A 20,388-nucleotide genomic window follows, 5' to 3' on the forward strand; every position below is an offset into this window, starting at 1 on the left:
GAGGCGAGCATGGCGGGTCGGTGTCGTAAACGTCTGAAGGCCCCTCACCGTCGGTGAGGGGCCTTCGTGCTGGTCCGGGTCAGTCCCGCAGCAGCGCGGGCACGCCGGCCGCGTCCGGCAGGTCGTCCGGGCCGGACAGCACGGTCAACCGCTGGGTCGCCCGGGTCAGCGCCACGTACAGGACCCGCAGCCCGGCCTCCGACTCGCCGGCGATGCCGGTCGGGTCGGCGACCACCGTCGCGTCGTACTCCAGGCCCTTGGCCTCCAGGCTGCCCAGCGCCACCACGCGCTCGCCCAGGCCCTCGGTCCAGCCCGCCGCCTCGGCCCGGCGGTCCATCGGCACCACGATCGCCACGGTGCCGTCCACCTCGCCCAGCAGCCGCTCCAGCTCGGCCCGGGCGCCCTTGCCGAAGGCCTCCGGCGAGGGGTCGGTGACGGCCGCGAAACGCGGCTCCACACCGACGCGGCGCACCGCGCTCGGTGAGGGCGTGCCCGGCGCGGCCAGCGCCAGCACCTTGGCCGCGACCTCGGCGATCTCGGCCGGGTTGCGGTAGTTGACGGTCAGCGTGAAGCGGCGGCGCGGCTTGCCGGAGAGCACCTCGTCCAACGCCGCCTGGGCCTCCTGCGGGAACGGCCAGGAGGACTGCGCCGGGTCGCCGACGATCGTCCAGGTGGCCATCCGGGACCGGCGGCCGATCATCCGCCACTGCATCGGGGTGAGGTCCTGCGCCTCGTCCACGATGACGTGCGCGTACTCCTTGCGCTCGACCGGCTGTCGGTCGCGCTGACGGGCGCTGCGGTCGGCGAAGGTGGTGACCTCCTCCAGGCCACTCAGCAGGTCCACCGCGTCCACCTCGCGGACCTTGGGCCGGGCCGCCTCGCCGAGCAGCACCTGCAGCTCGTCCACCAGCGCCACGTCGTGCGCGGACAGCGCTCCCTCGCCCGCCGGGGACAGGTGGCGCCAGGAGGCGGCCAGCAGCTTCGCCTCGTCCGGGGTGACGGCGCGGCGGGCGATCCGGTTGGTGTGCCGGCCCTGCTTGAGGGTGCCGAGCACCCCGCGCGGGGTCAGGGCCGGCCACCAGGCGTCCAGGAAGTCCAGGAACGGCGCCTCGTCCGAGACGTACTCGTCGAAGGACTCCTTCTCCTCCTGGCGCTGCTCCCGGGCGTAGTGGTCGGCGGGCTTGGGCAGGTGCCTGGTCGCCTCCTGCCACAGCGCGTCCAGCAGCAGCCGGCGGGCGCGCGGGCGCAGCAGGTTCAGCGGGGTGCCGCCGGAGCCCACGACGTTGCCGCGGACGGCCTTCAGCCGGCCCGCGTCCAGCTTCAGCACCTCGCCGCGGGCGACCACCTTGAGCTCCTGCGGGGCGCCCAGTTCCAGGGCCGCCCGGGCGGCCCTGCGCAGCAGCTGCGTCATCCGGGCCGAACCCTTGACCCGGGCCGCCTCCGGGGTGTCGTAGGTGCCGGCCTCGATGCCGTCCACCAGCGAGCCGACCGCGCGGATCGCGACCTGCCCCTCCTCGCCGAGCGAGGGCAGCACGCCCTCGGTGTAGGAGACCAGCAGAGGGGTCGGCGAGACCACCAGGATGCCCCCGGCGTAGCGGCGGCGGTCCTGGTAGAGCAGGTAGGCGGCGCGGTGCAGGGCGACGGCGGTCTTGCCGGTGCCGGGGCCGCCGGTGACGAGGGTGGCGCCGGCCGCGGCGGCGCGGATCACCTCGTCCTGCTCCTTCTGGATCGAGGAGACGATGTCGCGCATCGAGTGGCTGCGGGCGCGGCCGAGCGAGGCCATCAGCGCGCCGTCGCCGACCACGGCCAGCTCCCGGCCGTTCAGGGTGGGGGTGAGGTCGGGGCGCAGCAGGTCGTCCTCGACGCCGATCACCTTGCGGCCCTTGGAGCGGATCACCCGGCGCCGGATCACCCGGCCCGGCTCGACCGGGGTGGCCCGGTAGAACGGCGCGGCGGCGGGGGCCCGCCAGTCGATCACCAGCGGGCCGTACTCGGCGTCCAGCACGCCCAGGCGCCCGATGTGGAGGGTCTCGGCGACGGCCGGGTCGGCCGGGTCGAGCGGGGTGTCGGACGGGATGCCGTGCTCCTCCGGGGCGTCCGCCCGCTGGAGGTCGATCCGGCCGAACAGGAAGTCCTCGAACTCGTTGTTGAGCCGCTGGAGGTGGGCGCCGGCCCGGTAGACCTGGGCGTCGCGCTCGGCGAGCGCGCCGGGGGTGCCGACCTGGACCCGCTTGGCGGCGTCCTCGAGGATGTACTCGGCCTCGGCGAGCTTCTCCTCCAGCCGGTGGTAGACGGTGTCGAGGTGCTGCTGCTCACCGGCGATCTCGCGCTCGCGGACGGTCTCGTGGTCGGTGGCGGGGGTGGTGTCCGTGTTGCTCTGCATGGCCTCGGGGGTTACGACGGAATCCGGCTCCGGAAAACGAGCGGACGGATGATCCTACGCCGGGACGGGCGGCCGCGCCGCACCGGGACGGTAAAAAATTTCGAAGGCCGCCCCCCGCGCGGAGCGGTGGACGGCCTTCGGTGTGAACATGGGGTGGTGGAGATGCCGGGAATCGAACCCGGGTCCAGTGGAGTTAATTCAGGGCTTCTCCGAGCGCAGTCCGCTGTGCTTTTCTCGGCCCTGGCGGTCACACGGACAAGCCGCCAACAGGCCCAGCTGCTGTTTGATTTCCCATCCACCCTCGCAGCCCGGGCGGACGGTTGAGTTCCCTAGATTATGCCAGGGTCCGGGTCGGGAACTCCCCGGTCTGACACCCAAGCGCTATCGGTGCTTATTAGGCAGCGAGAGCGAACTGCTGGGAATCGCGCTTAGAGTTGGCGATTATTTTTTTGCGACACGTGGTTAACGAGATCATTGCCGCGTTCCTCGGCTCGCTTCCCCTGTTTCAACATCCCCTGTCGAAACCGATCATCCCCATGTTTTTTTGAGAAACAGCTCGGACGGTGACCGTCCGTGTTGCTTGCGCCATAGTACGCGAGGCGACGGGCGAGGGTCCAGCGGATTAACGCTGGCGCCGTCGGGCCGCCGCCACCGCGCGGGCCGCCTCGCGGGTGTCCTGCTTCTCGCGGAGCGTCTGGCGCTTGTCGTACAACTTCTTGCCGACCGCGAGCGCGAGCTCCAGCTTGACCCGGCCGTCCTTGAAGTACAGCGACAGCGGGACCAGGGTGTGGCCGGCGTCGCGGACCTTGGTCTCGATCTTGCGGATCTCCAGCTTGTGCAGCAGCAGCTTGCGCTTGCGCCGGGCCGCGTGGTTGGTCCACGTCCCCTGGGTGTACTCGGGGATGAAGACGTTGTCGATCCACGCCTCGTGGTTCTGGATGTAGGCGTAGCCGTCGACCAGGTTGGCCCGCCCCTCCCGCAGTGACTTCACCTCGGTGCCGGTGAGCACGAGGCCGCACTCGTAGGTGTCGAGGATCGTGTACTCGTGTCGCGCCTTCTTGTTCTGCGCGATCAGCTTCTGTCCGGTTTCCTTTGCCATAACGCGGTCATTCTCGCACTTCGGGGCCCGGTCGGGCAGCTGCTTTAGGCACGGGGCGGCCGCGTCCTAGGCCCGGGTGCCGAGCCCGGCGAGGACGCGCAGGGCGAGCGCGTCGGCGTCCTGGCCGACGGCGGCCGGGACGTCCGGGGTGAGGCCGGTGCCGTCCAGCGAGTGGCCGGCCGGGGTGTAGTAGCGGCCGACGGTCATCTCCAGCACGGCGCCGTCGGCGAGCCTGCTGGGCTGCTGGACGGTGCCCTTGCCGAAGGTGCGGGAGCCCACCACCACAGCGCGGCTGCGGTCCTGCAGAGCGCCGGCGAGCAGCTCGGCGGCGCTCATCGTGCCGCCGTCCACCAGCACCACCAGCGGGGTGCGCTGGTCTCCGCCCGGCAGGGCGGTCAACTCCCGCTTCTCGCCGCGCTCCTGGTACGAGCCGACCGCCCCGCCGTCCAGGAAGACCCCGGCGGTGCCGACCGCCTCGTCCACCAACCCCCCGGAGTTGCCGCGCAGATCGAGCACCACGCCGGTGTGCGGGGCGCGCAGCGCGGCCCGCACCTGCTCGGCCACGCCGCTGGTGAAGGCCCGTACGGTGATCCGCAGGTCCCCCTTGTCCAGCCGCTCGGCGGTGACCTGCTGGCTGTCCAGCAGCACCCGCCGCAGCCGCAGTTCGCGCACCTGGCCGTCGCCGCGCTGGACGGCCAGGGTGACCTCGGAGCCGACCCTGCGCTCGCCGCCCTGTCCGCGCAGCCGGGCGACCACCTCGGTGACCGGCAGGTGGTCGGCCTGGTCCCGGTCGATCCGCAGCAGCCGGTCGCCGGGGGCGATCCCGGCCTCGGCGGCCGGTCCGGACGGGGTGACCTGGGAGACCGCCGTGACGCCGTCCTCGCCCCGGCCCACCGAGAGGCCGACGCCCAGGTAGCGGCCGTCCAGGCCCTGGCTGAACTCGGCGTACTCCTGGGCGCTGTAGTACGCGCCCCAGCGGTCGCCGCCGGCCGCGAGCAGGTGCTCGGCCTGCTGCTCGGACAGCGCGGTGCCCGCCGGGTCCACCGGGAGCCCGGCGGCGGCCGGGGCGAGGTCGGCGGAGGCGCGGTGCGGGGGCGGCCCGCTCGGGTCGCCCCAGGCGCCGGTGGCGGCACCGGCGATCAGCACGGCGCCGAACACCAGGCTGAGGGCGGCCACCTGACGTGCCCTGCGCGGAGTTTGCAGCATGGCACCGGAGTGTAGACACCGCATCGCGCGCGGGGACCGGAACGGCGGACCGCGGAACGGCGACGGCCCCGGACGGCGCAGTGCCGTCCGGGGCCGAAGCATCCGGTGGGATCAGACCTTGAGGTACTTGCGCAGCGTGAAGAACGCCGCGATGCCGGCCATGCCCATACCCACCACGATCAGCAGCGGGATCACCGCGAGCACCGAGCTCAGGCCGATGAAGTGGATGAACTGCACCCGGTCGGCCAGCCAGTGCTGGACGAAGAAGTGCCCGCCGAGCAGCAGGCCCGAGGCCATCACCGCACCGAGCAGCGCGGCGAACGCGGCCTCGGCGATGAACGGCATCTGGACGTAGAAGTTCGAAGCACCGACCAGGCGCATGATGCCGGTCTCGCGCCGCCTGCTGAACGCCGACACCCGGACGGTGTTGACGATCAGCAGCAAGGCGACGAAGAGCATCAGCACCATGATCACGAAGGCCGCCGTCTGAAGCCCGTTGAGCAGGCCGAAGAGGTTCTCCAGGATCTTCCGCTGGTCCTCGACCGACTTGACGCCGGGCTTGCCGGCGAAGGCGCTCTGGATGACGTCGTACTTGGTCGGGTCGTTGAGCTTGACCCGCCAGGACTGCGGCATGGCGTCCGCGCCCAGGACGGAGATGAGCGGGTTGTCCGGGTTCATCTCCTTCCAGTGCTTGTACGCGTCGGCGGAGCTCTCGTAGGTGGAGGACTGCACCACCGAACTCATCTTGTCCAGCTGGTCCTTGATGTCCTGGACCTGCTGGTCGGTGGCCGCGCCCTTGTCGCACTGCGGCGAGTTGCGGGCGTCCGCCTTGGTGCAGAAGTAGATGCTCACCTCGACCTTGTCGTACCAGTACCCCTTCATGGAGTTCACCTGGTCGCGGACCAGGAGCGAGGAACCGGCGAGGGCGAGGGAGAGCGCGACACTGACCACGACCGCGATGGTCATGGTCAGGTTGCGTCGGAGACCCACACCGATCTCCGACAGGACGAACTGGGCACGCATGCGGAAACAACTCCAGGGTCGGTACTGCTCGGTCTGGCGGTTCGGGCCGGCGGGCCCTACGGGTCAGCGCTGGTGGGTCAGTGCTGGTATCCGTAGACGCCGCGGGCCTGGTCGCGGACGAGCAGCCCCTTGTCGAGTTCGATGACTCGCTTGCGCATCTGGTCGACGATGGCCTGGTCGTGGGTGGCCATCAGCACCGTGGTGCCGGTGCGGTTGATCCGGTCGAGCAGCTTCATGATGCCGACCGAGTTCTGCGGGTCGAGGTTACCGGTGGGCTCGTCCGCGATGAGCAGCATCGGGCGGTTCACGAAGGCGCGGGCGATCGCCACGCGCTGCTGCTCACCACCGGACAGCTCGCCCGGCATGCGGTCCTCCTTGCCGCCCAGGCCGACCAGCTCGAGCACCTCGGGCACCACCTTGTTGATGGCGCTCTTGGGCTTGCCGATCACCTCGAGGGCGAAGGCGACGTTCTGCGAGACCGTCTTGTTCGGCAGCAGGCGGAAGTCCTGGAAGACGGTGCCCAGCTGGCGGCGCATGTGCGGCACCTTCCAGTTGGACAGCTTGCCGAGGTCCTTGCCCAGCACGTGCACCGCACCGGTGCTGGGGCGCTCCTCGCGCAGGCACAAGCGCAGGAAGGTGGACTTTCCCGAGCCGGACGAGCCGACCAGGAAGACGAACTCACCCTTCTCGATCTCCAGCGAGACGTTGTCCAGGGCGGGACGGTTCTGCTTGGGATAGGTCTTGGAGACGTTGTCGAATCTGATCACGGCTGCATCACGGAGGCCATCCTAGGCGGCGCCAGTCCTCGGTCGGTCCGCCCCGGAGGCCCGGTCCTGGGGCGGGCGATGGGAGCGCGGAGGGCCACTCCCGGTCTGGGACCATACGCGAATCGGCGACCGGCCTGCAGGGGCGGCCCAGGACAGCGGTCGGATTCTGGGGAAGAATGTCCGGTTATGCCGTGAATATTGCGAGCCATCTCACAGCCCGGGAGCCGGAACCGCCAGAACCTGGCAGAGTGGAGGTGGCGACCGTGTTCGGCCGCTCCCCCGTACAGGGCAGGAAGAGGAACCAAAGCCCCGTCCGGTGCGTTGGCTGTAGCAGCGAGGAGGAGATCGCATGACCTGCGACCATCTGGTGTGCGCCAACTGCAACGGCCGCGTCAGCGACGGGCGTTGCCCGGTGTGCCGCGCCAACCGGGCCCGACTGCAGGAGCAGCAGGGGCCGTTCGCCGCGCTCTCCCCCGCGATGCTGCTGGCCCTGCTGGCCGGCCTGCTCGCGGTGGCGCTGATCGCACGGCAGGCGCTGGCCTGAGGACCGACGAGGCATACGGGAAGGCCCCCGACCGCTGGTCGGGGGCCTTCTCCGTGTCCGGGTGGTGTCCGGTGCTCACTCCGCGCCGGTCTCGCGCTGCTTGCGCCGGCGGATGCCGGCCTCGATGCTGTGCTCGATTTTCATCGAGGCCGAAATCCTCACGCCTCGTTCGAGGTCTCGCGCTGCTTGCGCCAGCGGATGCCGGCCTCGATGAAGCCGTCGATGTCGCCGTCCAGCACGGCCTGCGGGTTGCCGGCCTCGAACGCGGTGCGGACGTCCTTGACCATCTGGTACGGGTGCAGCACGTAGGAACGCATCTGGTTGCCCCAGGAGCTGCCGCTGTCCTTGAGCGCGTCCATCGCCGCCTTCTCCTCCTGGCGGCGCCGCTCCAGCAGCTTGGCCTGGAGGACGTTCATCGCGGACGCCTTGTTCTGGATCTGCGAGCGCTCGTTCTGGCAGGAGACCACGATGCCGGTCGGGAGGTGGGTGATGCGCACCGCCGAGTCGGTGGTGTTGACGCCCTGGCCGCCGGGGCCGGAGGCACGGTAGACGTCCACCCGCAGGTCGCCCTCGTCGATGTCGACGTGGTCGGACTGCTCGACGACCGGGAGCACCTCGACACCGGCGAAGGAGGTCTGCCGGCGGCCCTGGTTGTCGAACGGCGAGATGCGGACCAGGCGGTGGGTGCCCTGCTCGACCGAGAGGGTGCCGTAGGCGTACGGCGCCTTCACGGTGAAGGTCGCGGACTTGATGCCGGCCTCTTCGGCGTACGAGGTGTCGTACACCTCGGTGGGGTACCCGTGCCGCTCGGCCCAGCGCAGGTACATGCGCATCAGCTGCTCGGCGAAGTCGGCGGCGTCCACGCCGCCGGCCTCGGCACGGATGTTGATCAGCGCCTCGCGGGCGTCGTACTCGCCCGACAGGAGGGTGCGGACCTCCAGCTCCTCGACCGCCTTCTGGAGCGAGACGAGCTCGGCCTCGGCTTCGGCGCGGGTGTCCGCGTCGTCCTCGGCCTCGGCCAGCTCGAACAGCACGCCCAGGTCGTCGATTCGGCTGCGCAGGCCCTCGACCCGGCGCAGTTCGCCCTGGAGGAAGGAGAGCCGGCTGGTCACCTTCTGCGCGTTCGCGACGTCGTCCCACAGGGTGGGGGCGGCTGCCTCCTCCTCCAGGACCGCGATGTCGGCCCGGATCTTGTCCAGGTCGAGGACGGCCTCGATCGACCCCATGGTCGTATCGAGGTTCTTGAGCTCTTCGGAAGGATCGACGGCTGCCACGCCCCCCAGGGTAATGGTTCCGGGGGTGGTCATGACGACACCCCCGTCCGGGGCCGCGCTACGGCGCCCGCGGGGCGGTGCTGTGCACGGCCGGGCGGGCCGGGTGGCCGCGGTCCGGTTCGGTGGCCGCGAAGGCCGTCCAGGCCGCGGCGGCGCCCGCCAGCAGCAGGACGGTGGCCAGCAGCACGGCCAGCAGCCGGCGGCGGCGCAGCAGGGCCTGGCGGTCCCGGCGGTGGCCTGGGGCGGCGCGCTGGGCGCGGGACTCGGCGGCGTACGCGGCCAGCTCCTCGGCCGAGGGGCGGCGCAGGCTGGTGTGGGTGTCCCGGGTGGAGTCCGGGGCGGCGCCGGGCACCAGCGGGACGGCCGGGCCGCGGCGGCGCTTGTGGATGCCCGGGCCGGCGTCGACCTCGGCGTAGACGGCCTCGCCGGGGCTCAGCTGCTCCTCGGCCGGGGCGCGGCCCTGGGAGGGCACCGCCAGCACCGGAAGGCCGGCCAGCGAGGGCAGCTGCTCGCGCAGCCTGGCCGCCAGCTCGGCGGCGCGCAGCCGGGAGGCCGGGGCCTTGGCCAGGCACTCGGAGATGATCCGCCACAGGCCGTCCGGCAGGCCGGGGATCGGCGGCACCTGCTCGGTGACGTGCCGGCGCAGCACCGCGCCGGTGTGGCCGCCGCCGAACGGGGTGAAGCCGGCCAGCAGCTCGTACAGCACGGTGGCGAGGGCGTAGATGTCGACGGCGGCGCGCGGCTCCAGGCCCTCGATGATCTCGGGGGCGAGGTAGTCGGGGGTGCCGATGATCCGGGTGGCCCGGGTGCGGCGCGGGGCGTCGACCAGGCGGGCCACGCCGAAGTCGGTGAGCTTGGCGCGCGGGGCGCCGCCGGGGCCGGGGGCGGCCGCGAGGTCGAGCAGGACGTTCTCCGGCTTGACGTCGCGGTGGACGATCCCGGCCGCGTGCGCGGCGGCCAGGCCGTCGGCGACGTCGGCGATGATCGAGGCGGCGGTCTGCGGCGGGAGGGCGCCGTCGCGCTCCAGCCGGGAGCGCAGGTCGGTGCCCTGGACCAGCTCCATCACCAGGGCGAGGTCGCTGCCGTCCACCACCATGTCGCGCACGCCGACCACCCGGGGGTGGTCGAGGCTGGTCAGCGCGGTGCGCTCCTGGACGAAGCGGCCGACCAGCACCTGGTCCGCGGCGAGGTCCTCGCGCAGCAGCTTGACCGCTACCGGGCCGTCCGGCCCCTCGCCGAGCCAGACCGTCCCGGCCGAACCCCGGCCGATCACCTGGTGGACGGTGTACCGGCTGCCGATCTTGCGTGCCAATGCTGCTCCGTGGGCGGCGCGGGAGCGCTCCGGGGGTCCGGGCGCGCTCGGTGGGGCGGGACAACAGCGACCAACCTACGCGCCCCGACCCCCTGCGCGGGCCGCCTGACCGCCCCTGGGCGGGACTCCGGGGCGAGAAATCTCGTGAATTGTCGACAAAGCGTCAATCCTGCCGCCCCGGAGGCGATCCGCGCCTATTTGCCGAAGACGCTGCTCACCCAGTCCCGCGCCGAGTCCCACCAGCCCACGACGTTGTCCCAGTAGTGCGGCAGCGGGGTGAAGCTCCACAACGCCACGCCGGCCAGGCCCAGCACCAGCAGCACCATCAGGCAGCCCTTGAGGCAGCCGAGCCCCGGGATGTACATCCGGTTGCGGCTGCGCGGGCGCCGCTCGCGCGGCGGGGCCGGCTCACGGCGGGGCGGCGCGGGCGGCTCCTCGCGGCGCTGCGGGGGCTCCCGGTACTGCGGCGCGGGCGGCTCGGCCCGGCGCGGCACCGGGGTGGGCGGGGGCGGCGGCGGGTAGGCGCCCTGCGGCTGGCCGTAGCCCGCCGGGGGCTGCCGGTAGCCGCCCTGCGCGCCCGGGGCGCCCTGACCCCGCTGGCCGCCCTGGCCGCCCTGGCCGGCCTGGTAGGGCGGCGGGGCGACCGACGGGCGCTGGGAGTAGCCGGGCGGCGGGCCCTGACGGCGCTGGTCCGGGCGGTAGCCGGCCGGCGGCTGCGGCTGGTAGCCGGGCGCGCCCTGGCCGGCCTGGTAGGGCGGCGGGGCGACCTGCGGGTCCTCGAAGTCCTCCGGACCGAAGTAGCCGACCTGGGTCTGCTGGTTGCGGTCGCGCGCCGCGCGCAGCTGGGTCTGCCACGGGTGCGGCGTCTCTTCCTGCGCCCCTGCGGGCGCCCCGGGCGGGGGCGGGGGCACGGCGGTGGGCGGCATCACCTGGGTGCGGTCCTGGCCGCCGTACGGGGGTGCGGGCGGCGGCTGGGTGCCCATCACCCGGGTCGCCGCGGCCGGGTCGTACTGCGGGCCGCCCGGGGGCGGCGGCAGCACCTGGGTGCGGTCCTCGGCCCCCGTCCCGCCCGGTCCGGTCGGGACGGCCGACACGGTGCCGGGGACGGTGGTCGGCTGCGGGTCGGGCAGCAGCAGGGCGGCGACCGCCAGCGCCTCGTCCACCGCCGCCGGGGAGGCGTGCACGCCGACCCCGGCCGCGACCACCCGCAGCGCGCGGGCCAGCGAGGTGGCGCTCGGCCGCTGGGCCGGGTCCTTGCGCAGGCAGCGCTCGATCACCGTCCAGAGCGGCTCGGGCATGGTGCTGGGCCGCTGCGGCTCCTGCGCCAGGTGGGCCTGGAGGACGGCCAGGGCGCTGTCGCCCTGGAACGGCTGGCGGCCGGTGACCAGCTCGTACAGCATGATCCCGGCGCCGTAGACGTCCACCGCGGAGGTCTGCGCGCGGCCCTCGGCGGACTCCGGTGCCACGTACGCGGGGGTCCCGACGAACTCGTGGGTGCGGGTGACGGCCGGGGAGTCGGCGAGCCGGGCGATGCCGAAGTCGGTCAGCATCGGGTGCATCTGTTCGGTGCCGTCCACCAGGACGGAGGCGAGCAGCACGTTGGCCGGCTTGAGGTCGCGGTGAACGATCCCGTCCGCGTGGCTGGCCGCCAGCGCGTCCGCGACCTGGGCCATCAGCAGGGCGCCCGCGATCGGGCTGAACGGGCCGTTGGCGCGCAGGTAGCGGGCCAGGTCGGGGCCCTCCACCAGGTCCATCACCAGGGCCAGCAGCTCGCCCTCGACCACCAGGTCGCGGACCCGGACGATGTTCGGGTGGGTCAGCCGCAGCAGCAGCGAGCGCTCGCGCAGGAAGCGCATCACGACGTCCGGGTCGGCGGCCAGCTCCTCGCGCAGCACCTTGATCGCCACCTGCTGCCCGGGCTCACTGCCGGGCACCTGGACGTCCGGTCGCACCAGGCCGCGCCAGACGGTCCCGGTGGCACCCCGCCCCAGGGTCTCCTCAAGCAGATACTTGCTGCCGACTGGCCGCACCTGTCGCACTCCTCGCCGTGCCGCCCGCGCGGGGCGCTCCTCCGCCGGTGCGGTGAGCCTGCCGGGCCCGTGTTTGCGGCCACTCTAACGGTGTCCGTTCAGGTTTCTGAGGTGACCGGCGAGCCATCCGAGCAGGGTTGGGGGACATCCCCTAGGGGACTGCCCTGACGCATCTCGGGGGACTGGCCGGAGCCGCTCGCCCGGGCCCGCCACGGGGCCGTCACGGCGGCGGTTGACCTGACTCCCCGTCGCCTCCACCATGGCGATGATCGCAAGATCGTCAAATCCGGTACGGTGCGCGGACTGTCCACGCCGGATGGCAGGATGGACACTCGCCACTCGTGTGGCCCAAAGGGTCGCCGCGACCGCCCGGTGCGACCGCGACGACACCGGGCAGCGGTACCAGGCATCACACCAGCAGAAGGGACCCGCGGGCGAGATGCAGATCCGGCTGACCGTCCTCCGACCGCGCAGCGGCCCGACCGCCGCCGGCGCCGCCATCCCCTACGTGGACGTGCTGGTCACCGCGCCCGTCGGCACCGCGCTCGGCGCCATCGCGGGCGCGCTCGCGGGCGCCGTGGGCGTCCGCGGCCCACGCGCCGCGACCCATGTGCACCTGTACGCCGGGGCGCACCGGGTGGACGAACACACCCTGCTCGGCCACCCCCCGCTGCTCGACGGTGCCGTCCTCAGCCTCAACGAGCCCGACCCGACCGCCGACGACCCCGACGACACCACCGCCGCCGCCGCCGAGCTGCGGATCGTCGGCGGCCCCGACGCCGGCGGCGTCCACCGGCTGCACGGCCGGGAGATCCGGATCGGCCGCTCCGGCGAGGTCGACGTCCCGCTCGACGACCCGGACGTCTCCCGGCTGCACCTCGCCCTGCACCTCGGCGAGGACGGCCGGATCGCCGTCCGCGACCTCGGCTCCACCAACGGCACCACCCTGGACGGCCGGCTCGTCCCGCCCGGCCCGGCCGAGGCCGCCGTCCCGCTGGAGAGCGGCGCCCTGCTGCGGATCGGCGAATCCACCCTGCAGGTCTTCGAACCGGCCGGGGAGCCCGCCCGCGCCGCCCTGCCCGACGGCAACGGCCACCTCCAGCTCGCCGCCCCCGGCCCGGTACGGCCCGCGCCGCCCGTCATCGAACCGCCCGCCGCCCCCGAGCCCACCCACGGGCGCGGCCTCGGCCTGCTCTCACTGCTGTCCGGCCGCACTGCCGAACCGCCCGAGGAGAGCGCCGAGCGCCACCACGCCGCGGTGCGGCTGCGCCAGGCCGCCGCCCAACGCGAGCGCTGGCCCGACCTCGCCACCGTGCTGCTCAACGCCGTCGGCCCCGGCCCCCGGCTCTGGGAGCGCGGCCCCGGCCACCCCGACGCGCTCACCCTGCGGCTGGGCACCGCCGATCGCCCCGGCGGCCCCGGCACCACGCCCGGCACCATGCTGCCCGCCGTCCCGGTCACCCTCGACCTGCAGACCGCCGGCAGCCTCGGCCTCAGCGGCCCACGCGAACGCCTGGACGCGCTCACCCGCGCCGTCGTCGCCCAGCTCGCCGCACTGCACCCGCCGACCGGGCTGAGCCTGGTCGTGGTCGACGCCGACCCGGCCCGCAGCCCCGAGGACCGCGTCGACACCTGGGCCTGGGCACTGTGGCTGCCCCACCTGCGCCCCTCCGACGGCCAGGACTGCCGGCTGCTGCTCGGCCTCGACGACGAACAGGCCACCGCCCGGCTGACCGAACTCACCGCCCGGCTCAGCGGCCCCACCGGCCTCGGCGGCCACCCGGCCACCGTGGTCGTGGTGGACGGCCGCCCGGCCACCGAGGACGCCCGGCACGCGCTCGACCTGCTGCTGCGCCAGGGCCCGGCGGTCGGCATCTTCCCGATCTGCCTCGCCGAGCAGCCCGAGCTGCTCCCCCGCGGCCTCGGCGCCACCACGCTGATCACCGGCGAGGTCGGCACCCACCTGTCCATCGACCGCCCGGTCGCCCGCGGCCGGGAGACCCTGCACGAGGTCTCGCTGGACGCCGTCTCCGACGCCTGGGCCGAACGGCTGGCCCGCGTCCTCGCCCCGCTGCGCGAGGCCGCCCCTGCCGCCCGCGGGCCGCTGCCGGACGCGCTGCGGCTGCTCGACCTGCTCCAGCTCGACACCGTCACCCCGGCCAAGCTGTCCGCCCGTTGGGCCGCCCACGCCGGCGGCATCGGCGCGGCCACCGCGCTGCTCGGCACCACCCGGGACGAGCTGTGCACCCTCGACCTGGCCGACCCCGAACTCGCCCTCCCCTCCCCCGACCCGGGCGGCCCGCACCTGCTGATCGGCGGTGCGCGCGGCTCCGGCAAGACCGAGCTGCTGCGCACCCTGGTCGCCTCGCTCGCCGTCTCCGAGCGGCCCGAGCGACTGACCGTCACCATCATCGAGGGCCGGGCCGACTCGGACGGGCAGGACGGCCTGGACGGCTGCACCGAGCTGCCGCACGTCACCGGGCGGGTCAACGCCGCCGCCGACCCGCGCGCCGCACTGCTCGCGGCCGAGGCCCTGGAGGACGAACTCGCCCTGCGGGAGCGGCTGTTCGACGGGCTGGACTTCGCCTCCTGGCACGCGGCGCGCATCTTGGACGGGCACAGCCTGGACGGGCACGGCCTGGACGGGCACGGCCTGGACGGCCAGGGCCTGGGCGCGGACCGCCCGCAGGTCCCGGTGCCCGCCACGGTCGGCGCCACCTCGACCGGCGGCCCGCGGATCATCCAGCCGCGCAGCTCCTCCGACGCCCGGCCGGCCGCCTCCCCCGCCGACCCGGCCCCGGCCCGGCTGGTGGTAGTCGTCGACGACTACGAGGCCCTGCTCTCCCCCACCTCCCCGGCCGGCCGCCCGCTGGCCCGCGCGCTCGCCGCCGTCGCCCGGCGCGGCGGCCCGCTCGGCATCCACCTCGCGGTCGCCACCGGCCGTCCGGAGGAGAGCGCCGGCACCGAGGTCGACGAGGCCGCCCTGCTCCGGATCGCCCTGCGCACCGAGGACCCGGCCGACTCCGACCTGCTGATCCACCTCGGCGACGCGGCCGCCCTCCCGGAGGACACCCCCGGCCGCGGTTACCTGCGCCGCCCCGACGGCGGAGTCACCGCCTTCCAGACCGCCCGGATCAGCGGTCGCATCCCCCGCACGGCGACCCTGCGGCCCACCGTCGTCGCGATAGACCCCCTCCAACTCGGTGCCCCACCGGCCCGCCGCCCGGTCCGCGAACTCGGCAACGGCCCCACCGACCTGGCCCTCCTCGCCAGCGCACTCCAGCGCGCCGCCTCGCGGTAGGCCCTGCGACAGGCCCGGAAGCCGCGGGGTGGGGGGGTGTTTCCCGCACCCCGCCTCCCCCCCCCCCCTGTGGTGCCCCCCCCCTCCGCCGTACTCGTCCCGCGGGAGCGGCTACTTCGCCGGCTCCTCCTCGTCGTCGTCCAGCTGCGCCTTGATCGGCGGCGGCGCCTTCAGCAGGATCTGCCAGGTCACGTACATCGCCAGCAACAGCGGCGGGATGCCGAGGGCGACCTTCAGCCAGCCGAGCAGGTTGACGTTGTGGGTGAAGTACAGCGGGAAGAGGATCACCGGCTTGAGGCCCATGATCACCACCCAGGCCCAGGTCGCCTTGGTGTAGGCGGCCAGGCGGCCCGGGTTCTCCTTGCGCCAGGTGAACATCTCACCGGTGATCGGGCCGAGCATCACCCCGATCATCGGCCAGCGCGCCAGCGCGGAGGCCGCCAGGGCGATGCAGTAGCCGACGTTCCAGAGCAGGCCGGGCAGGTAGAAGTCCTCGGCCTTGCCGCTCTTCATCGCGATCCAGGCGCCGAGGGCGACGCCGAACACGCCGCTGAAGGCGTGCTGGATGGTCTCCCGCTTCGCCAGCCGGACCACCACGAACAGGCCGCTCAGGCCGAGCGCGGCCCAGGCGGCGGCGCTCACCTGGTGGGTGATGTTGTAGGTGATGATGAAGACCAGGCCGGGCAGCGTCATGTCGATCATGCCGCGCACGCCGCCGAAGGCCTGCAGCACGGTGTCGGCGGCCTCCTTGGAGGCGGCCTTGCGGGCGGCCTCGACGGCCGCCGGGTCGAGGGGCTGCTCGACGGCCGGTGCCGTGACCTCGATCGACCGCGTCACGCCGTCCACCGCCTCCTCGGCAGCGGCAGCCTGCCAGGCGGCCACATCGGCGGCGTCCAGATCGAGCCGGGGGGCGGCTTCGCCGCCGGGGTGGTTGCTCACGCTTCGCTCCCGTGTCCGACCGGACGCAGCTCATAGCGGGGGTTGAACAGCACGCGGCGCCCGCGTGCGTGGCTGATCCGGCCGCTGGCGACCAGCCGGCGGCCCGGCTCTATGCCCGCGATCGAGCGACGACCGAGCCAGACGACCTCCAGCGCCTCGGTGCCGTCGAAGAGTTCGGCCTCCAGGGCAGGAACCCCGGCCCGGGGCCGGAGCGTCACCGTGCGCAGCGTGCCCGCGACCGTGACGAGCTCGCGGTCCGCGCAGCCGGCGATCGGCCGGCAGCCGGACTCGGCGGCGCTCTCCTGGCGCAGGTCCTCGGCGTCCAACTCCTCGGCCGAGGAGGTCAGCCGGCTGAGCATGCGGCGGAATCGCCCCGGCGGCTGGCCACTGCTGTTGTCACCACTCATGTCGGCAGGGTACCGGTTTCCGGACCCCCGGCGGCAGGCCGCGCAGCCGCCGGCAGGCTCCTCGGTCAGCTCTCGAAGCGGTAGCCCATGCCCGGTTCGGTGATGAAATGGCGCGGGTGCGAGGGGTCGCGCTCCAGCTTGCGACGCAGCTGGGCGAGGTAGACCCGCAGGTAGTTGGTCTCGGTGCGGTAGGCCGGACCCCACACCTCCTGGAGCAGCTGGGTCTGGCTGACCAGTCGGCCGGCGTTGCGGACCAGCACTTCCAGCAGGTGCCATTCGGTGGGCGTGAGGCGTACGTCGGTGCCGTCCCGGTTGACCTTCTTGGCGGCGAGGTCGACGGTGAAGCTCTCGGTGACGACCAGCGAGTCGTCCTCCCCCGCCACCGGCTCGGCCCGGCGCACGGCGGCGCGCATCCGGGCGAGCAGCTCGTCCATCCCGAAGGGCTTCGTGACGTAGTCGTCGGCGCCGGCGTCCAGGGCCTCGACCTTCTCGTCCGAGGCGTGCCGGGCCGACAGCACGATGATCGGCACCCGGGTCCAGCCGCGCAGGCCGCGGATCACCTCGACGCCGTCCATGTCGGGCAGGCCCAGGTCGAGGACGACCACGTCCGGATGGCGGGCGGCGGCCAGCTCCAGCGCGCTCGCGCCGTCATGGGCCGCGTCGACCTCGTACTTACGGGCCTTGAGGTTGATCACCAGCGCGCGGACGATCTGCGGTTCGTCGTCCACGACGAGGACCCGGGTCATTTACGGGCTCCGCCTTTCAGGGCTGTCGGATCTTACGGACTGTGTGACTCAGCTGAAGGTACGACGCGCGCCACCGGGCAGCCACGGGTGCGGCCGGTGCGCCGCCGGGCCTCACGTGATCAGCTGCGAGAGCGGATCGTGGCCGTCCCCGGTCGGCTCCTCCGGTTCGGGCGGCCGTTCGACGGCGGGCAGGCTGACCACCATGGTGAGGCCGCCGCCCGGGGTGTCCTCGGCGGTGACGGTCCCGTCCATCGCCTCGACGAAGCCGCGCGCCACCGCGAGCCCGAGGCCCACCCCGGCGCCGCGCGGGGCGTCCCCGTACCGCTGGAACGGCGCGAAGATCTTCTCCTTGGCGTCCTCGGGCACGCCCGGGCCGCGGTCCACGATCCGCAGCTCGACCCGACCCGGCCCGCCCGGCTGCTCCAGCGCGTCCGCCTTGACCAGCACCCTGACGCCGTCCGGGCTGTACTTGACGGCGTTCTCGACCAGGTTGGCCAGCGAGCGCTCCAGCAGCCCGCCGTCGGCCCGGATCATCGGCAGCGTCTCCGGGACCTCCAGCCGCACCGACTCCGGCGGCACCCCGCCCAGCGCGTACGGCACCACCTCGTCCAGGTCGGTCTCCTGGATCAGCGGGGTGACGGTCCCGGTCTGCAGCCGGCTCATGTCGAGCAGGTTGTTGATCAGGTGGTCCAGCCGGTCGGCCCCGGCCTCGATCCCGGCCAGCAGCTCGGCCTCGTCCTCCGGGTCCCAGTCCACGTCGGCCGAGCGCAGCGAGCTCACCGAGGCCTTGATGCCCGCCAGCGGGGTGCGCAGGTCGTGCGAGACGGCGGCCAGGAGAGCGGTGCGGATCCGGTTCCCCTCGGCCTCCCGGCGGGCCGCGGCGGCCTCCCGGGCCAGTCGGCGGCGCTCCAGCACCACGGCCGCCTGCGCGGCGAAGGCCCCGAGCAGCCGCCGGTCCGCCCCGGGCAGCACCCGGCCGCGCAGTACCAGCGCCAGGCTCTCCCCCACCGGCACGTCCACGTCGGCTTCCTCGGGCCGCTCCGGCGGGCGCGGCCCGGCGGTGGCCACCGGCACCCAGCCACCCATCGGCTCCGGGCGCTCCAGCAGCGCGGCACTCTCCTGCCCGAAGGTCTCCCGGACCTGCTCCATCAGCGCGGTCAGCACCCCGTCCCCGTTCGGCGCGCCGCGCAGCACCGTGCCCGCGAGCGCGCTGAGCGTCTGCGCCTCGGCCTGGGCGCGGGCCGCCTGGTGGGTGCGCCGGGCCGCCAGGTCCACCACGGACGCGACCGAGCAGCCGACGATGGTGAATATCGCCACCGCCATGATGTTCTGCGGCTCGTTGATGGTGAAGGTGTGCAGCGGCGGGGTGAAGTAGTAGTTCAGCACCGAGGAGCCGACCAGCGCCGAGCCGATCGACGGCAGCAGCCCGCCGACCAGCGCCGCGCACACCGTCAGCGACAGGAACAGCAGCATGTCGGTGGACAGGCCCAGCCCACCGATCGCGGTCAGCACGAGCGCCAGCAGCGGCGGGCCGGCCAGTCCGATCAACCACCCCGCGATCGTCCGGGTCCGGCCCAGGTCGGTGATCCGGCGCACGGGTATCTTGTTGCGCCGCCCGTGTCCGGCGTGCTCGTGGGTGACCATGTGGACGTCGATGTCCCCGGCCTTCTGCGTCACCGTGGTGCCGACGCCCGGCCCGTACAGGTACTGCCACCCCGGCCGACGGCTGGTGCCCAGCACGATCTGGGTCGCGTTCACGCCGCGTGCGAAGTCCAGCAGCCCGGCAGCAGGGTCGTCGCCCAGGACGTTGTGGAAGGAGCCGCCCAGGCTCTCCACCAGTACACGCTGCTCGATCAGCGTCTGCGGCGAGCCCGAGCCCGCGAGCCCGTCCGAGCGGGAGATGTGGACGGCGAGCAGCTCACCGCCGGAGACGCGGGCCGCGATCCGCGCCGCCCGCCGGATCAGCGTCGCCCCCTCGGGACCGCCGGTCAGGCCGACCACGATCCGCTCCCGGGCCTGCCAGGTGCCCTCGATCCCCTGCTCGGCGCGGTACTTCTGCAGGTACTCGTCCACCCGGTCGGCGGTCCACAGCAGCGCCAGCTCGCGCAGCGCGGTCAGGTTGCCCGGACGGAAGTAGTTGGCGAGCGCGGCGTCTATCTTCTCCGGCGCGTACACGTTGCCGTGCGCCAGCCGCCGCCGCAGCGCCTGCGGGGACATGTCCACCAGCTCGATCTGGTCCGCCCGGCGGACCACCTCGTCCGGCACGGTCTCGCGCTGGCGCACCCCGGTGATGCCCATGACGGCGTCGCCGAGCGACTCCAGGTGCTGGACGTTGACGGTGGAGATCACGTCGATCCCGGCCGCCAGCAGCTCCTCGACGTCCTGCCAGCGCTTCTCGTTGCGGCAGCCGGGGACGTTCGTGTGGGCCAGCTCGTCCACCAGCGCCACCTGCGGGCGGCGGGCGAGGACGGCGTCCAGGTCCATCTCGGAGAACCTGGCACCCCGGTGCACCACCTGCTTCCGCAGCACGACCTCGAGCCCGGCGACCTGGTCCGCGGTACGCCGCCGGCCGTGGTCCTCCACGAAGGCCACCACGACGTCCGTGCCACGCTCCCGCCGCCGGTGTGCCTCGGCGAGCATGGCGTACGTCTTGCCGACCCCGGGGGCCGCCCCGAGGTAGATGCGCAGCCTGCCTCGTCCCATGAGCACCATTCTTGATCCGGCCCGGCCCGGGAGCCACCCCCGGACACCTGTTCCCCTCCCTTTGAGACTACGGCGTGAGAGGCGAAATTCCGCTGATCAGTGCACTGATCATGTGGTTTTAGCGGCATATTGACGGAGCTCCAGCCACTCGGCGGGGGTCACTCGGGAGGTGTCCGCGGGCCCGGGTCTCCGCCGCCGGGCCTTCGTCCGGCTATCGTCCGGTTTCCGGAAACGCGAAAAGGCCCCACCCGGAAACCGGGTGGGGCCTTCTCTGAATGATTGTTCGGCGGCGTCCTACTCTCCCACAGGGTCCCCCCTGCAGTACCATCGGCGCTGTGAGGCTTAGCTTCCGGGTTCGGAATGTAACCGGGCGTTTCCCTCACGCTATGACCACCGAAACACTATGAAACTGTCAACCGCACCAACCACAATCGGGTTGGGGTCGTTGTTTCAGAACAACACAGTGGACGCGAGCAACTGAGGACAAGCCCTCGGCCTATTAGTACCGGTCAACTCCACCCCTCACAGGGCTTCCATATCCGGCCTATCAACCCAGTCGTCTACTGGGAGCCTTACCCTCTCAAGGAGGTGGGAGTGCTCATCTCGAAGCAGGCTTCCCGCTTAGATGCTTTCAGCGGTTATCCCTCCCGAACG

Annotated in this window: 14 protein-coding genes, 2 rRNA genes and 1 other RNA gene; 2 read left to right on the top strand and 15 right to left on the bottom strand. The window is 73.1% G+C overall.

Annotated features, from left to right (window positions below):
* Positions 1-79: 79 nt before the first annotated feature.
* From ACFQ87_RS16690 to ftsE, 6 genes are all read right to left on the bottom strand, one after another.
* Positions 80-2,383 carry a HelD family protein gene (locus ACFQ87_RS16690; protein ID WP_380611498.1) on the bottom strand — a complete coding sequence of 768 codons (2,304 nt, stop codon included), beginning with the start codon at positions 2,381-2,383 and terminating at the stop codon, positions 80-82.
* Positions 2,384-2,537: 154 nt separating this feature from the next.
* Positions 2,538-2,919, bottom strand: a transfer-messenger RNA (tmRNA) gene (gene ssrA, locus ACFQ87_RS16695).
* A gap of 86 nt (positions 2,920-3,005) precedes the next feature.
* Positions 3,006-3,482, bottom strand: a complete 477-nt coding sequence (gene smpB, locus ACFQ87_RS16700) for an SsrA-binding protein SmpB (RefSeq protein WP_350741094.1) — start codon at positions 3,480-3,482, stop codon at positions 3,006-3,008.
* Between the two features lie 66 nt (positions 3,483-3,548).
* On the bottom strand, positions 3,549-4,688 hold the full coding sequence (locus ACFQ87_RS16705; RefSeq protein ID WP_380611499.1) for a S41 family peptidase: 1,140 nt from the start codon (positions 4,686-4,688) through the stop codon (positions 3,549-3,551).
* Between the two features lie 111 nt (positions 4,689-4,799).
* On the bottom strand, positions 4,800-5,711 hold the full coding sequence (gene ftsX, locus ACFQ87_RS16710; RefSeq protein WP_350741098.1) for a permease-like cell division protein FtsX: 912 nt from the start codon (positions 5,709-5,711) through the stop codon (positions 4,800-4,802).
* 77 nt (positions 5,712-5,788) lie between these two features.
* Positions 5,789-6,478 carry a cell division ATP-binding protein FtsE gene (ftsE, locus tag ACFQ87_RS16715; RefSeq protein ID WP_380611500.1) on the bottom strand — a complete coding sequence of 230 codons (690 nt, stop codon included), beginning with the start codon at positions 6,476-6,478 and terminating at the stop codon, positions 5,789-5,791.
* Positions 6,479-6,827: 349 nt separating this feature from the next.
* On the opposite strand from ftsE, the gene ACFQ87_RS16720 reads away from it, so the two are divergent.
* Positions 6,828-7,022 (top strand): hypothetical protein, encoded by a 195-nt coding sequence (locus ACFQ87_RS16720; RefSeq protein WP_030059729.1) that lies wholly within the window; start codon positions 6,828-6,830, stop codon positions 7,020-7,022.
* A 158-nt stretch (positions 7,023-7,180) separates the two neighbouring features.
* Here ACFQ87_RS16720 and prfB read toward each other — a convergent pair whose 3' ends face one another.
* The 3 genes from prfB to ACFQ87_RS16735 form a co-directional block, all read right to left on the bottom strand.
* Positions 7,181-8,296, bottom strand: coding sequence for a peptide chain release factor 2 (gene prfB, locus ACFQ87_RS16725; RefSeq protein ID WP_380611501.1), 1,116 nt, complete (start codon positions 8,294-8,296; stop codon positions 7,181-7,183).
* A gap of 58 nt (positions 8,297-8,354) precedes the next feature.
* Positions 8,355-9,608 (bottom strand): serine/threonine-protein kinase, encoded by a 1,254-nt coding sequence (locus tag ACFQ87_RS16730; RefSeq protein WP_380611502.1) that lies wholly within the window; start codon positions 9,606-9,608, stop codon positions 8,355-8,357.
* A gap of 194 nt (positions 9,609-9,802) precedes the next feature.
* Positions 9,803-11,638, bottom strand: a complete 1,836-nt coding sequence (locus tag ACFQ87_RS16735; RefSeq protein ID WP_380611503.1) for a protein kinase — start codon at positions 11,636-11,638, stop codon at positions 9,803-9,805.
* Between the two features lie 343 nt (positions 11,639-11,981).
* Between ACFQ87_RS16735 and ACFQ87_RS16740 the strand changes: the two genes are divergently transcribed.
* Complete coding sequence (locus ACFQ87_RS16740) at positions 11,982-14,939, top strand: FtsK/SpoIIIE domain-containing protein (RefSeq protein ID WP_380611504.1); 2,958 nt, start codon at positions 11,982-11,984, stop codon at positions 14,937-14,939.
* A 111-nt stretch (positions 14,940-15,050) separates the two neighbouring features.
* On the opposite strand, the gene ACFQ87_RS16745 is transcribed toward ACFQ87_RS16740, so the two are convergent.
* The 6 genes from ACFQ87_RS16745 to ACFQ87_RS16770 form a co-directional block, all read right to left on the bottom strand.
* Positions 15,051-15,878: a DUF3159 domain-containing protein gene (locus tag ACFQ87_RS16745; protein ID WP_380611505.1), complete on the bottom strand. Its 828-nt coding sequence runs from the start codon at positions 15,876-15,878 to the stop codon at positions 15,051-15,053.
* Positions 15,875-16,285, bottom strand: a complete 411-nt coding sequence (locus tag ACFQ87_RS16750; protein ID WP_380611506.1) for an OB-fold nucleic acid binding domain-containing protein — start codon at positions 16,283-16,285, stop codon at positions 15,875-15,877. Before ACFQ87_RS16750 ends, ACFQ87_RS16745 begins: the two co-directional genes overlap by 4 nt.
* Positions 16,286-16,350: 65 nt before the next feature.
* A complete protein-coding gene (locus tag ACFQ87_RS16755; protein ID WP_033351413.1) occupies positions 16,351-17,031 on the bottom strand; it encodes a response regulator in 681 nt (226 codons plus the stop codon).
* Between the two features lie 111 nt (positions 17,032-17,142).
* Entirely contained in the window at positions 17,143-19,734 is a 2,592-nt protein-coding gene (locus ACFQ87_RS16760; RefSeq protein WP_380611507.1) for an ATP-binding protein, read from the bottom strand.
* Between the two features lie 281 nt (positions 19,735-20,015).
* A 5S ribosomal RNA gene (rrf, locus tag ACFQ87_RS16765) occupies positions 20,016-20,132 on the bottom strand.
* A gap of 81 nt (positions 20,133-20,213) precedes the next feature.
* Positions 20,214-20,388: ribosomal RNA gene (locus ACFQ87_RS16770) — 23S ribosomal RNA — on the bottom strand; the annotation flags it as partial.

It is taken from the genome of Kitasatospora sp. NPDC056531 (genome assembly GCF_042794375.1).
In the GTDB taxonomy this organism is placed as follows: Bacteria; Actinomycetota; Actinomycetes; order Streptomycetales; family Streptomycetaceae; genus Kitasatospora.